Source organism: Devosia sp. FKR38, assembly GCF_005222805.1.
Classification (GTDB): Bacteria; Pseudomonadota; Alphaproteobacteria; order Rhizobiales; family Devosiaceae; genus Devosia.
The window spans coordinates 780,373-793,449 of record NZ_STGC01000002.1; the positions used below are offsets into that span (position 1 = coordinate 780,373).

The window sequence follows — 13,077 nt, forward strand, 5'->3', positions numbered from 1 at the left end:
GCCCCGAGGCTTAACCGGGCGTTCAGCCCGAAGCCTGGCGGGCGCGGCGTTCGGCCCGGCTGAACAGCACCGATCCGGCCAGCACAAGGGCGGTACCCAGTGCGTGATAGGGCGTAAAAGGCTCACCCAGTACCCAGACGGCGATGACAATGGTCACGAGCGGACCAAAGGCGGCCGTCGAGGATGTGGCGCGTGCGCCGATGCGGGCCATGCCGGCATTCATCAGAAAGCTTGGCAAGACGGTGCCCAACAGGCCCAGCGCCAGGCCATAGGCCCACACTTCAGGCGATAGCGCACCATAGCTGGCGGGGCCGGCCAGGATCAGGTTCTGCGCGATGCCGGCCACGGCGGCGGTGGACATGCCGATGCAGGTGAACAGGGCCGAGCCCAGCACCAGCATCTGCCGCTTGGCCAGGTGCTGATAGAGCGCAAAGGTGATGGCCGAGCCCAGGACCAGCAGCGTGCCGGTCACCAGGCCATCGGGATTGATCGCCAGGTTCCAGCCAAAGATCACCAGCAGCCCGGCATAGGACACCAGCATGGCCGGCACCACGCGCCAGACCATGCGGTCGCCAAAGAACCACACGCCGAACAGCAGCACGAAGAAGGGATAGGTGAACAGCACCAGCCGCTCATATTGGGCGGAAACGAAGTTGAGCCCCAGGAAATCGAGATAGCTCGAGATGTAGTAGCCCAGGATGCCCACGGCCATGCTGGCCAGCACCAGGCGTGGCGTCAGCAGGCCGCGCAGCCGGGGTTCGCGCCGCAGAATGGTCAGCATGACCACCAGATAGACCGGCAGCGCCACCAGCATGCGCAGGCTGAGCAGCATTTCGGTGGAGACGCCCTCGCCATAGGCAAGCTTGATGAAGATGCCCTTGGTGGAAAACAGGATCGCGCCGCCGACGGCAAATCCATAGCCGAGCGGATCATTGGCGGTGGTGGCGGGCGGGGTGGTCGAAGACATGAGGCGGTTCCTGAAGAGGTCCGCCATTGTCAGTCACCGACCGCCATTGGCGGACCGGTGAGACGAAGGGCTGGCGTCAGCGCTCGTTCCGGTCCGAAGAGGAGCCAGAAAGCCAGATGCTAAGCAAAATGGTGGTCGTGCGCATGAGGATTTCCTAGCGGCTATGGATCGGTGCTGACAAGGCTAACTGGACGCTATCGGTTCGGTCCGATGTGATAGTCTTTATCCGGTGGGTGTGAGCGGTCATCGCTCACCCGCGGGGATGGGCCTTGCGATAGCTGTCGAGCAGGCGGTCGGTGTCAACGGCAGTATAGATCTGGGTCGAGGAGAGGCTGGCGTGACCCAGCAATTCCTGGATGGCGCGCAAATCGCCACCCTGTCCCAGCAGGTGGGTGGCAAAGGAATGGCGCAGGGCGTGCGGGGTTGCCGAGGCGGGCAGGCCCAGCGCGCCGCGCAATTGGGCGACGCGCAGCTGGATCAGCCGGGGCGAGAGCACGCCACCCTTGACCCCGCGGAACAGCGGCTCCTCGGGCCAGGATTTGAACGGGCAGAGTTCGAGATAAAGATCAATGGCTTGGCGTACCGGGTCGATCAGCGGCACCATGCGCACCTTGCCGCCCTTGCCGGTGACCCGCAGCACCTGGGCATCAAGGTCGCCCTTGGTCAGCGACAGCGCCTCGGCAATGCGGAGCCCCGCGCCATAGCACAGCGAGAGCACGGCCATGTCACGGGCGGCGACCCAGGGGCGCTCCTCCAGCTCATGGGTGGTGTCGATGGTGGCGCGCGCCTCGGCCACCGTCAGCGCCTTGGGCAGTGAGCGCGGCAGCTTGGGCGTGCGGATGACATTGAGCGCTTCGGTCGCCATCACCTCCTCACGTTCGAGGAAGCGGAAGAAGCTCTTGAGCGCGGAAAGGACCCGGGCAAGGGATCGCGAGCCCAGGGTCTCGTTGCGGCGCTGCGCCATGAAGGCGCGGATATCGGCGGCGCGCAGGGCCTTGAGCGTTGCCAGTGTCACCGGCCCGCCGGTATGGCCGGCCAAAAAGCTCAGGAACTGGTCGAGGTCGCGGCCATAGGCTTCGAGCGTATTTTCCGCCAGGCGCCGCACCGAGCCGAGCTCGCGCTGCCAGGCATCGACCTGGCTGCGGACGAAGGCATCGGTGGCAAAGGCGGAGTCGACCATGGGTTCACTCTCGGTTGCTATGGTAAACCCATCGTTAACTGGCTGGCGTTACCGTGAAATCTGACAGGAGAGCCAGCCGATGACGACATTGCTTACCGCCTGCCGCACCGGGCTGATGCTGGCACTGCTCACATCGGGCGCTCTGGCGCAGGATTACAGCTATACCAGCCCCGACAGCGCCGTGCGGATCAATGGCGGCATCGGCGCACTCTATCTGCGCGGCAATGAATATGTCTTTACCGGCGATGCTACGCTCAGCCAGCTGATCTGGGAGACGCGTGCCCCGGTGCTGCGCGGTAGCCTGGCCGTGGATGTCGGCAGCGGCGTCAGCCTCTCGGCCGAGGGCAGCGTGGCCGGCTTCGGCTCAAGCTATATGGAAGACTACGACTGGCTGATCCGCACCAATAATTTCGACAATTGGACGCATCGGTCGCAGCATCCCGATACCCGCCTTGAGCACTATGTCACGGGCGCGGCCATGGTGGGCTATGATCTGGTGAAGGACCCCGATGCCGTGGTGCGGGTCCAGGCTGGCGTCAAATATACCGATGTCAAATGGGCGGCCTATGGCGGCTCCTATGTTTACAGCGTCAACACGTTCCGCGATACGACCGGCAATTTTGGTGATGGCGTTCCTGGCATCAGCTATCGGCAGAAACTGCCCGAGCTCTTTGTCGGCTTCGATGGCGATCAGACCTATGGCAATGTGCGGGTCGGCGGCATGTTGCGCGGTGGCCTGACGGTGATGGGGCGCGCCGAGGACAACCATTGGATGCGCAATCTGCTGGTGATCGACAGCTTCCGCCCGGCCCCGACCTTCGCGGCAGGCCTGGATGTGGGTTTCGCGCTCGGACCACTGGCCGAGTTCGTGGTCGCGGCGCGCTATGACCAGGCCTTCCTGATGCGTGGCAAGGCCGAATATTTCGATACCAGGACCGGGGTGCGCACGATCGTGGACGACAACAGTGCCGGTGGCGATCTGCGCAGCGCTGAAATCACCGCAGGCCTGCGCGGCCGCTTCTAGCTCAGACAGCGAAAAAGCCGGCGCCCCGGCTTTGGCAGAATCAGTTGCGCCCCCATATGGTCTGATGCGAACAGACCGGGCACAAATGGAACATCGTCCTGACATCGTGGCCGTCATGGTCAGCGTGGCCGTGGAAGGCCCCTATAGCTATCGCGTGCCCGCCGGCATGGCGGTGGAGCGCGGTTCCATCGTGTCGGTGCCGCTGGGGCCGCGGCTGGTGCCGGGCGTCGTGTGGGGTCCGCCCAAGGACATGGTGGCGCATAATCGGCTGCGCGACATTGCCATGGCCTATGACGTGCCGCCGCTCAGTGATGAGCTGCTCAAGCTGGTCGATTGGGTGGCGCGCTATACGCTGGCGGCGCCCGGCCAGGTGCTGCGCGCCGTGCTGCGCTCGACGGAAGCACTCGATGCCCCCAAGCCGGTGGTGGCCTATCGCCGCACCGGGCATGAGCCGGGCAAGCTGACGCCGGCGCGTTTGCGCGTGCTCGATGCGCTCAATGATGATCTGGCCTGGCCCAAGGCGGCGCTGATCGGGGCGACGGGCGTGTCAGCATCAGTGATCGAGGGGCTGGAAAAGGCCGGCGCGATTGAACGCATCGAAATGCCGCCGGGGCCAATTGTCGAACTGCCTGATCCCGATGCGGCCGTGGCGACCCTGTCGGAGGGGCAACAGGCGGCGCTCAACGACATTCTGGCGCTCGATGCGCAGCAGTTCGGCGTGGCCCTCCTTGATGGGGTTACCGGTGGCGGCAAGACCGAAGTGTTCTTCGAAGCCGTAGCCGATACGCTGCGGGCGGGGCGACAGGCGCTGATCCTGCTGCCCGAGATTGCGCTGACCAATACCTTCATCAACCGCTTCACCAAGCGCTTCGGCACCCGCCCCGCCGAATGGCATTCCGACATGACCCCGGTGCAGCGCGCCAAAGTCTGGCGCGGCGTGCTGGACGGTTCGGTGCGGGCCGTGGTGGGCGCCCGCTCGGCACTGTTCCTGCCGTTCCGAGAACTGGGCATGCTGGTGCTCGATGAAGAGCATGACGGGGCCTATAAGCAGGCCGATGGCATTACCTATCATGCCCGCGACATGGCGGTGGTGCGGGCGCGTCTGAGCGGAGCCCGGGTGATCCTGTCCTCGGCGACGCCATCGGTGGAAACGCGCAACAATGCCAATAGCGGCCGTTATGCCCATGTGCTGCTGACCAGCCGCTATGCCGAAGCGGCGATGCCCAATATCACAACCATCGACATGCGCATCGATGGCCCCGAGAAGGGGCAGTGGATCGCACCGGCATTGGCGCGTGAGGTGTTTGCCGCGCTCGATCGTGGCGAACAGGCGCTGCTGTTCCTCAACCGCCGCGGCTATGCCCCGCTGACCCTCTGCCGATCCTGCGGTCACCAATATCAATGCCCGGACTGTTCGGCCTGGATGGTGGAGCACCGCTTTCGCGGCGTCCTGATGTGCCACCATTGCGGGCACGAGGTGCGCACGCCCACCGTATGCAGTGCCTGCGGCGAGGCCGATGCGCTGGTGGCGGTGGGGCCGGGCATCGAGCGGGTGGCCGAGGAGGCGGCTGCGCGTTTCCCCGATGCGCGGCGGGTGATTCTGTCCTCGGACATGGGCAGCAATGCCCAGTTGCGCGAGCGCCTGGCCGAGATTGAACGCGGTGAATACGATTTGATCATCGGCACGCAGCTGGTGTCCAAGGGGCACCACTTCGAAAAGCTGACGGTGGTGGGCGTGCTCGATGCCGATCTGGGCCTGGCGCATGGCGATCCCAGGGCGGCGGAAAAGACCTTCCAGATTCTGACGCAAGTGGCCGGCCGGGCCGGGCGCGCCTCAAAGAATGGCAAGGCGTTCCTGCAGACCTATCATCCCGACCATCCAGTGATGCGGGCCATGGTGACCGGGGACCGCGAGGCCTTCTATGCCCATGAGTTGGCGGCGCGGCAGGCCGGGGGTCTGCCGCCCTTTGGCCGGCTGGCGGCGCTGATCGTCTCGGCCAATGACCACACTACCGCCATGGGCTTTGCCAAGCGCCTGCTGTCGGCAGCGCCCATGGCCGAGGGTGTGCGCCTGTTCGGGCCGGCCGATGCGCCAGTCGCCATGGTGCGCGGCCGCCACCGGGTGCGGCTCCTGGCCCAGTCGGGCAAGGATTTCGACCTCTCGGGCTATGTGCGATTCTGGCTGGGCGCCGCCGAAAAACCCACGGGCAATCTGCGGGTTCAGGTGGATATCGATCCGATGAGCTTTATGTAGCCGCCCCTGCGACACTTTCGCCGCAATTGAATCGTCGGACCAAGCCTTGCAAGGCGCGCGAGCCTTGTGCTAGAGCGAGCGCGACTTTGAAGGGGTCTCCGGACGTCCCCTTTTCCAAATAAGAATAAGCGTCAGCGACCGCCCGGGTTATCCAACCAGTTCAGGCGGCAAGCAGGCAAGCAACCAAGAGGGTGATGCGGCATTGGCAGCGCAGAATTCAGTGCTTACCCAGATCGCTCGGCCATATGCGTCGGCGCTGTTCGATCTCGCTGAGAGCGAGAACCAGTTGGCATCGGTCGAGACGTCCTTGTCGGATGTCTCCCGCCTGATCGGGGAAAGCGCAGACTTTGCGCGCTTCCTGCGGTCGCCGGTCATTACCGCAGACTCCAAGGCCCAGGCGCTCGATGCCCTACTGGCCAAGGCCAATACCAATCCGCTGGTCAGCAATTTCCTGCGCCTGGTGGCCAAGAACGGCCGTCTGTTTGCGCTCGATGCGATCATCGTGGGTTTCCGTGAGCTGGCCGCCAAGGCCCGCGGCGAAATCACCGCCGATGTGACCTCTGCCGCGCCGCTGAGCGCCGAGCAGGTGTCCGCACTGGCGGACACGCTCAAGGCCAAGGTCGGCAAGACCGTCACGCTCAACCAATTCGTCGATTCGTCCCTGATCGGCGGCCTTCAGGTGAAGGTCGGCAGCCAGATGATCGACAGCTCGATTAAGACAAAACTCGCTGCGATGAAGATCGCCATGAAAGAGGTCGGATAATGGACATCAAAGCCGCGGAAATTTCTGCGATCCTCAAGGACCAGATCAAGAATTTCGGCCAGGAAGCCCAGGTTTCCGAAGTTGGTCAGGTGCTCTCGGTCGGTGACGGCATTGCGCGCGTCTATGGCCTGGACAAGGTGCAGGCCGGTGAGCTCGTCGAGTTCCCGGGCGGCATCAAGGGCATGGCCCTGAACCTTGAAAGCGACAATGTCGGCGTCGTGATCTTCGGCAATGACCGTTCCATCAAGGAAGGCGATGTCGTCAAGCGCACGGGCTCGATCGTGGACACTCCGGTTGGCATGGGCCTGCTGGGTCGCGTTGTCGACGGTCTGGGCAATCCCATCGACGGCAAGGGTCCGATCGAGCACACCGAGCGTCGCCGCGTTGACGTCAAGGCTCCGGGCATTCTGCCGCGCAAGTCGGTGCATGAGCCGATGTCGACGGGCCTGAAGGCCATCGATGCGCTGATCCCGATCGGCCGTGGCCAGCGCGAGCTGATCATTGGCGACCGCCAGACCGGCAAGTCCGCCATCATCCTGGACACCTTCCTCAACCAGAAGCCGGCGCATGACGCCAATGCTTCGGACACCGACAAGCTCTACTGCATCTACGTCGCCGTGGGTCAGAAGCGCTCCACCGTTGCCCAGTTCGTGCGTCAGCTCGAAGAAGCCGGCGCGTTGCAGTATTCGGTCGTGATCGCCGCTACCGCGTCCGATCCGGCACCGTTGCAGTATATCGCGCCCTTCACCGGCTGCGCGATCGGCGAGTTCTTCCGCGACAATGGCAAGCATGCCGTGATCGCCTATGACGATCTGACCAAGCAGGCCGTTGCCTATCGTCAGATGAGCCTGCTGCTGCGTCGTCCCCCGGGGCGCGAAGCTTACCCGGGCGACGTGTTCTACCTGCACTCCCGCCTGCTCGAGCGCGCTGCCAAGCTGAACGAAGACCATGGTCTGGGTTCGCTGACCGCGCTGCCCGTGATCGAGACCCAGGCCAACGACGTGTCGGCCTATATCCCGACCAACGTGATTTCGATCACCGACGGCCAGATCTTCCTTGAGACCAACCTGTTCTTCCAGGGCATCCGTCCTGCCGTGAACGTGGGTCTGTCGGTGAGCCGCGTGGGCTCTTCGGCCCAGGTCAAGGCGATGAAGCAGGTTGCCGGTTCGCTCAAGGGCGAGCTCAGCCAGTATCGTGAAATGGCCGCCTTCGCCCAGTTCGGTTCGGACCTGGACGCTGCCACCCAGCGTCTGCTCAACCGTGGTGCGCGTCTGACCGAGCTGCTCAAGCAGCCCCAGTTCAGCCCGCTCAAGATGGAAGAGCAGGTTTCGGTGATCTTTGCCGGCGCCAATGGCTATCTGGACAGCATCCCGGCCAACAAGGTGGGTGATTTCGAGCAGACGGTGCTGTCGGCACTGCGCGGCAAGTATGCCGAGCTGCTCAAGACCATCGCCACCGAGAAGGCCCTGAGCGACGACACCCGTGCCAAGCTCAAGTCTGCGCTCGACGAGATCAAGAAGACCTACGCGGCCTAAGGCCAGCAGGGAGATCGACGGCCAATGCCTTCGCTAAAGGACCTCAAGAACCGGATCGACTCGGTCAAATCGACCCAGAAGATCACCAAGGCCATGCAGATGGTCGCGGCGGCCAAGCTCCGCCGTGCCCAGGATGCTGCGGAGGCCGCGCGCCCCTATGCTGAACGCATGGGCAAGGTGCTGGCTGCGCTTGGTGCCGTTTATGACGGTCAGGAAAATGCGCCTGTGCTGCTGGGCGGCACGGGCAAGGATCAGGTGCATCTGCTGGTGGTTGCCACCGGCGAGCGCGGCCTGGCCGGCGGCTTCAACTCTTCGATCGCCCGCCTGGCGCGCGAGCATGCTGCCAAGCTGCTCGGCCAGGGCAAGACGGTCAAGATCCTGACCGTGGGCCGCAAGGGCAACGACATCCTCAAGCGCCAGTATCCTGACCATATCGTGGACACCTTCAACTTCCGCGAAGTCAAGCAGGTGGGCTTTACCCAGGCCCAGCTGGTGACCGATAAGATCCTGGCCATGTTCAATGCCGGCGAATTCGACGTGGCAACGCTCTACTTTGCCAAGTTCGGTTCGGTGATCAGCCAGGTGCCGACGGCCCAGCAGCTGATCCCTGCCAAGCTGCCGACCAAGGCCGAAGGCCAGGCCGAGGCACCCAGCGTGCCCTATGAATATGAGCCGAGCGAAGAGGCGATCGTGGAAGACCTGCTGCCGCGCAATATTGCGGTGCAGGTGCTGCGGGCGCTCCTGGAAAACAGTGCCTCGTTCTATGGCGCGCAGATGTCGGCAATGGACAATGCGACCCGGAACGCCGGCGAAATGATCGGCAAGCTGCAGCTGAGCTATAACCGCCAGCGCCAGGCCCAGATCACCAAAGAACTCATCGAAATCATTTCGGGCGCGGAAGCGCTCTAAGCAATCGAAGCGAAGGACGAAACAAATGGCAGAGAAAAAGGCCGGTCGCGTATCGCAGGTCATCGGTGCCGTCGTCGACGTGACGTTCGACGGTCACCTGCCGGCGATTCTCAACGCGCTTGAGACCATGAACAATGGCCAGCGTCTGGTTCTGGAAGTTGCCCAGCACCTTGGTGAAAACACCGTGCGCACCATCGCCATGGACACCACCGAAGGTCTCGTCCGCGGCGCGGAAGTGACTGACCTGGGCACCGCCATCTCGGTGCCGGTTGGTGAAGCCACGCTGGGCCGTATCATGAACGTGATCGGCGAGCCCATCGACGAAGCCGGCCCGATTGCCTCGGCCGAGCGTCGCGAAATCCACCAGGACGCTCCGGCTTTCGCCGAGCAGAACCCTGAGAGCCAGGTGCTGGTCACCGGCATCAAGGTTGTGGACCTGATCGCTCCTTACGCACGTGGCGGCAAGATCGGCCTGATGGGCGGCGCCGGCGTGGGCAAGACCGTGCTGATCCAGGAACTGATCAACAACGTCGCCAAGGCGCACGGTGGTTATTCGGTGTTTGCTGGCGTGGGTGAACGCACCCGTGAAGGCAACGACCTGTACTACGAAATGATCGAATCGGGCGTGAACAAGAACCCGACCGAGCATGGCGGTTCTGCTGCCGGTTCGAAGTGCGCCCTGGTGTTCGGCCAGATGAACGAGCCCCCGGGTGCCCGCGCTCGCGTGGCGCTGACCGGCCTGACCATCGCTGAGAACTTCCGCGACCAGGGCCAGGACGTGCTGTTCTTCGTGGACAACATCTTCCGCTTCACCCAGGCCGGCGCCGAAATGTCGGCTCTGCTGGGTCGTATCCCGTCCGCCGTGGGTTATCAGCCGACGCTGGCCACCGACATGGGCGCGATGCAGGAACGCATCACCACCACCAACAAGGGCTCGATCACCTCGGTGCAGGCCGTGTATGTGCCGGCTGACGACTTGACCGACCCTGCGCCGGCCACCTCGTTCGCCCACTTCGACGCCGTGACCGTGCTGAACCGCGCCATCTCGGAAAAGGGCATCTATCCGGCCGTGGATCCGCTGGCATCGAACTCGCGCATTCTCGACCCGCTGGTCGTGGGCGACGAGCACTACCAGGTGGCCCGCCGCGTGCAGGAAGTGCTGCAGAAGTACAAGGCGTTGCAGGACATCATCGCGATCCTGGGCATGGACGAGCTGTCGGAAGAAGACAAGCTGGTCGTGGCCCGCGCCCGCAAGGTCGAGCGCTTCATGAGCCAGCCCTTCGACGTGGCCGAAGTGTTCACCGGTTCGCCCGGCGTGTTCGTGCAGCTTGAAGACACCATCAAGGGCTTCAAGGGTCTGGTGGCCGGCGAGTACGACCACCTGCCCGAAGCTGCCTTCTACATGGTCGGCACCATCGAAGATGCCGTCAAGAAGGCCCAGAAGCTGGCTGCTCAGGCTGCCTAATTTTACGATCGGGCTTGCCCAAAGGGCGAGCCCGAGCTTCCGCTAAGGGACCAAAACTATGGCTGAAGGCCTCAAGATCGAGATCGTGTCGCCGGAGCGTCTGGTGCTGTCGGAAGTCGTGACCTCGGTCACCGTTCCGGGCACGGAAGGCTATTTCACGGTCATGAATGATCATGCCCCGTTCATGACCACGCTGCGTCCCGGTTTCATCACCGTGAACGGCCTGAACGGCAAGGACGAGATCTATTTCGTCAAGGGCGGCTTTGCCGATGTCTCGCCCGATGGCCTGACCATCCTGGCCGAGCAGTCTGTGCCGTATGCCGAGTTCGACCATGCTGACCTGGCTGCCCAGATCAAGGCTGCCGAAGCCGATCTCGCCAATGCTGCCACGCCCGAGCATAAGTCCTATGCCCAGGAAGTGGTGAGCGCGCTGGCCAATCTGGCCATCGAAGCCGGCCAGATCAACGGCGGCCACGTCCACTAACACCGGTCGATACAACCCGATATATTGAGGCGCCCACTGGCAAGTGCCCGTGGGCGCTTCTGTTTTTGTGCTGGCTGTTACGCGAGATGGCGTCGGCTACGGCCTGCCCGATGTTGGCGCAATGCGCTCAAAGAATAGGCAACTTATTGGTATCTATGACAAAATAGGCGCCTGCAACGGTCCGTTAACGCCTCGGCCGCACACTGACACGCAAACGGGCGCCTTGGGGGCGACTGATATGACCTGGGGTGCACCATGGGTTCTCTGCTGGCCAATATCCGCCTGACCTTTGCCATCGCCGCAATGGCGATCCTGTCGATCACCATAGCCATCGGCGCGGTTGTCGCCGGCTTCTATGTCAGCCTGTCCCAGTCGACCCAGCACGATGCCATCAGGGCGGTGCAGGACGCCACCCGCATCAGTGCAGAAATCCTGCGGGTCAACCTGCCCAGCCTGGAAGTGACCGCAGACGAAGCGGGCAATGTGGCGGCACTGAGCATGCGGTCCATGCCCAAATTCCGCAACCATGGCGTCATCGACACCATTGCCATGGTCGCCGCACAGGATGCAGCCATCTATGTGTACAACAGCGAAGCCAGCCCTGACCTTGTCGTGGGCAGCACGAGCCTGCTGCAGGCCGATGGCGAGCGCCGGCTTGATGCCAGCATAGCGGCCGGCACGTCGCTGTTTGACAGCCTGATGGCCAACACGGCCGTCAGTACCGAAGAGACCATCAACGGGCAGGACTATTTCACACAGTACCAGCCGATCGCTATGGCCGACGGCACCGTGATCGGTGCGCTGATGGTGGCGGTGGCCCGCGCGCCCATCGAGGCCGTTCTGGGCAGCAGCATGCAGGTGCTGGCCGTGGTGGGCGGCGGCGCACTGCTGGTCATTGGCACTCTGGCGCTGCTGCTGGCCCGCCGGCTGACGCGCCCCATTCCGCGATTGTCGGCGGTGATGAGCGCCATTGCGGACGGTCAGACAGACACGCCTGTGCCCTATGTCGACTTGCGCAATGAAGTCGGTGCCATGGCGCGCGCGGTGGAAGTGCTGCGCCATAGTTCGGAGCGTGTGGCTGAGTTGGGCGTCGAGACCCGTCAGCATCTGGACCTGGCTGCCGATCATACCGGCCAGCTCAATGCGATTTCCACAGCCCAGCTCGTGGCCGAGTTCACCCTCACCGGCGAGATCATCAGCGCCAACCAGAACTTCCTCGATCGGTTGGGCTACCGGCTCGACCAGCTGGTGGGGCAGCCCAATGCGACAATTCTGTTCGATGCCGACCCCAGTTCCATGGGCTATCGCCAGTTCTGGCTTGATCTGGCGGCGGGCGCCTCCAAGAATGGCGAATATCGCCGACGCAGCCGCGACGGCGGCGAGGTCTGGATTCAGAGCACATTCGCGCCGATCCTGGGGGTCGATGGCGCACCCTACAAAGTCGTCCAGTTTGCCACCGATGTCACGGCGCGAGTGCAGGCCGTCGCTGCGGTGCGGGCTGCGCTGCTGGAGCTGGCGCAGGGCGATCTGACCCAGACCATCGACACAAGCTTCTCGGCGGAGTTCGAGGATCTGCGGCTGGCGCTCAACGACACAGTGACGCGCTTTGCCGATGTGGTGGGCCAGCTGCGCGCCGTGTCACGCTCGGTCCGCTCGGCAACCGGTGAAATCCTCTCGGGCGCCAATGATCTCAGCGAGCGTACCACGCGCCAGGCGGCGACGATCGAAGAGACCTCGGCGGCCATGGAGCAGCTGGCCGGCACAGTGGCTGGCAACTCCCGCATGGCGCAGGATGCCGCCAGCAAGGCCGAGGCCGTGTCCAAGTCTGCTGCGCAAAGCGGCACCGTCATGGCCGAGGCCAGTAATGCCATGGAGCGGATCACGGCCAGTTCGGGCAAGATTTCCAACATCATCGGGCTGATCGACGACATTGCCTTCCAGACCAATCTGCTGGCGCTCAACGCGTCGGTGGAAGCTGCGCGGGCCGGCGACGCCGGCAAGGGCTTTGCGGTTGTTGCGGTTGAGGTGCGCCGGCTGGCGCAGAGCGCCGCCAGTGCATCGGCCGACGTCAAGGCGCTGATCGAGCAGTCGGCCCGGGAGGTCAAGGGCGGCAGCCAGCTGGTGGCTGATGCAGCGCAACGGCTCAACAGCATGCTTGATGCCGCGCGGGATAATAGCCAGCTGGTGGAGAATATCGCCCGGGCCAGTCGCGATCAGGCGGGGGCAATCGATGAAGTGTCCCAATCGGTGCGCATCCTGGATGAGATGACGCAACACAATGCTGCGCTGGTTGAACAGACCAATGCGGCCATTGAACAGACCGAGGCGGAGGCCCGGAAACTGGACGAGATCGTGGATGTCTTCCGTCTTGTTGCAGCACAAACAGTGTCAACAAATCGCCGCCAAGCTGCCTAAACCGTAAAGTTCTGCGGTGAGTGGAATTTATCAACTCTTTACGTTCTGGCGTCATTGTGAGCTCAGGCCGTCTCGAACGGT

At 63.5% G+C, this 13,077-nt stretch carries 9 protein-coding genes and 1 pseudogene; 8 read left to right on the forward strand and 2 right to left on the reverse strand.

The features are described from left to right. Positions 1–22: 22 nt before the first annotated feature. Together E8M79_RS03875 and E8M79_RS03880 are read right to left on the reverse strand one after the other, a co-directional pair. Positions 23–967, reverse strand: coding sequence for a DMT family transporter (locus E8M79_RS03875; RefSeq protein WP_171015695.1), 945 nt, complete (start codon positions 965–967; stop codon positions 23–25). Between the two features lie 250 nt (positions 968–1,217). After that, positions 1,218–2,147 carry a tyrosine recombinase XerC gene (locus E8M79_RS03880; protein ID WP_137150602.1) on the reverse strand — a complete coding sequence of 310 codons (930 nt, stop codon included), beginning with the start codon at positions 2,145–2,147 and terminating at the stop codon, positions 1,218–1,220. 79 nt (positions 2,148–2,226) lie between these two features. Here E8M79_RS03880 and E8M79_RS03885 point away from each other — a divergent pair, with 79 nt between their 5' ends. The 8 genes and pseudogenes from E8M79_RS03885 (at position 2,227) to E8M79_RS03920 (ending at position 12,996) form a co-directional block, all read left to right on the forward strand. Then, on the forward strand, positions 2,227–3,171 hold the full coding sequence (locus E8M79_RS03885) for an omptin family outer membrane protease (protein ID WP_137150603.1): 945 nt from the start codon (positions 2,227–2,229) through the stop codon (positions 3,169–3,171). Positions 3,172–3,256: 85 nt separating this feature from the next. After that, the gene (locus tag E8M79_RS03890) at positions 3,257–5,425 is read left to right on the forward strand and encodes a primosomal protein N' (RefSeq protein WP_137150604.1); all 2,169 of its coding nucleotides are present in this window, start codon (positions 3,257–3,259) and stop codon (positions 5,423–5,425) included. 220 nt (positions 5,426–5,645) lie between these two features. Further along, positions 5,646–6,188, forward strand: a complete 543-nt coding sequence (locus E8M79_RS03895; RefSeq protein ID WP_248304877.1) for a F0F1 ATP synthase subunit delta — start codon at positions 5,646–5,648, stop codon at positions 6,186–6,188. Further along, positions 6,188–7,723, forward strand: coding sequence for a F0F1 ATP synthase subunit alpha (gene atpA, locus E8M79_RS03900; protein ID WP_137150606.1), 1,536 nt, complete (start codon positions 6,188–6,190; stop codon positions 7,721–7,723). The genes E8M79_RS03895 and atpA overlap by 1 nt, the downstream gene beginning before the upstream one ends. A gap of 24 nt (positions 7,724–7,747) precedes the next feature. Continuing rightward, a complete protein-coding gene (locus tag E8M79_RS03905) occupies positions 7,748–8,632 on the forward strand; it encodes a F0F1 ATP synthase subunit gamma (RefSeq protein WP_137150607.1) in 885 nt (294 codons plus the stop codon). 43 nt (positions 8,633–8,675) lie between these two features. Beyond that, positions 8,676–10,097: pseudogene (gene atpD, locus E8M79_RS03910) on the forward strand (F0F1 ATP synthase subunit beta); the annotation flags it as partial. Between the two features lie 58 nt (positions 10,098–10,155). Continuing rightward, entirely contained in the window at positions 10,156–10,581 is a 426-nt protein-coding gene (locus tag E8M79_RS03915) for a F0F1 ATP synthase subunit epsilon (protein ID WP_137150609.1), read from the forward strand. Positions 10,582–10,836: 255 nt separating this feature from the next. Next, positions 10,837–12,996 carry a methyl-accepting chemotaxis protein gene (locus E8M79_RS03920; protein WP_137150610.1) on the forward strand — a complete coding sequence of 720 codons (2,160 nt, stop codon included), beginning with the start codon at positions 10,837–10,839 and terminating at the stop codon, positions 12,994–12,996. The last annotated feature ends 81 nt before the right edge of the window (positions 12,997–13,077 follow it).

What these genes read in the sequence shown, in the direction of transcription:
- E8M79_RS03875 (WP_171015695.1), bottom strand. Translation starts at nt 967, where the DNA reads ATGTCTTCGACCACCCCGCCCGCCACCACCGCCAATGATCCGCTCGGC.
- E8M79_RS03880 (WP_137150602.1), bottom strand. Translation starts at nt 2,147, where the DNA reads ATGGTCGACTCCGCCTTTGCCACCGATGCCTTCGTCCGCAGCCAGGTC.
- E8M79_RS03885 (WP_137150603.1), top strand. Translation starts at nt 2,227, where the DNA reads ATGACGACATTGCTTACCGCCTGCCGCACCGGGCTGATGCTGGCACTG.
- E8M79_RS03890 (WP_137150604.1), top strand. Translation starts at nt 3,257, where the DNA reads ATGGAACATCGTCCTGACATCGTGGCCGTCATGGTCAGCGTGGCCGTG.
- atpA (WP_137150606.1), top strand. Translation starts at nt 6,188, where the DNA reads ATGGACATCAAAGCCGCGGAAATTTCTGCGATCCTCAAGGACCAGATC.
- E8M79_RS03905 (WP_137150607.1), top strand. Translation starts at nt 7,748, where the DNA reads ATGCCTTCGCTAAAGGACCTCAAGAACCGGATCGACTCGGTCAAATCG.
- E8M79_RS03915 (WP_137150609.1), top strand. Translation starts at nt 10,156, where the DNA reads ATGGCTGAAGGCCTCAAGATCGAGATCGTGTCGCCGGAGCGTCTGGTG.
- E8M79_RS03920 (WP_137150610.1), top strand. Translation starts at nt 10,837, where the DNA reads ATGGGTTCTCTGCTGGCCAATATCCGCCTGACCTTTGCCATCGCCGCA.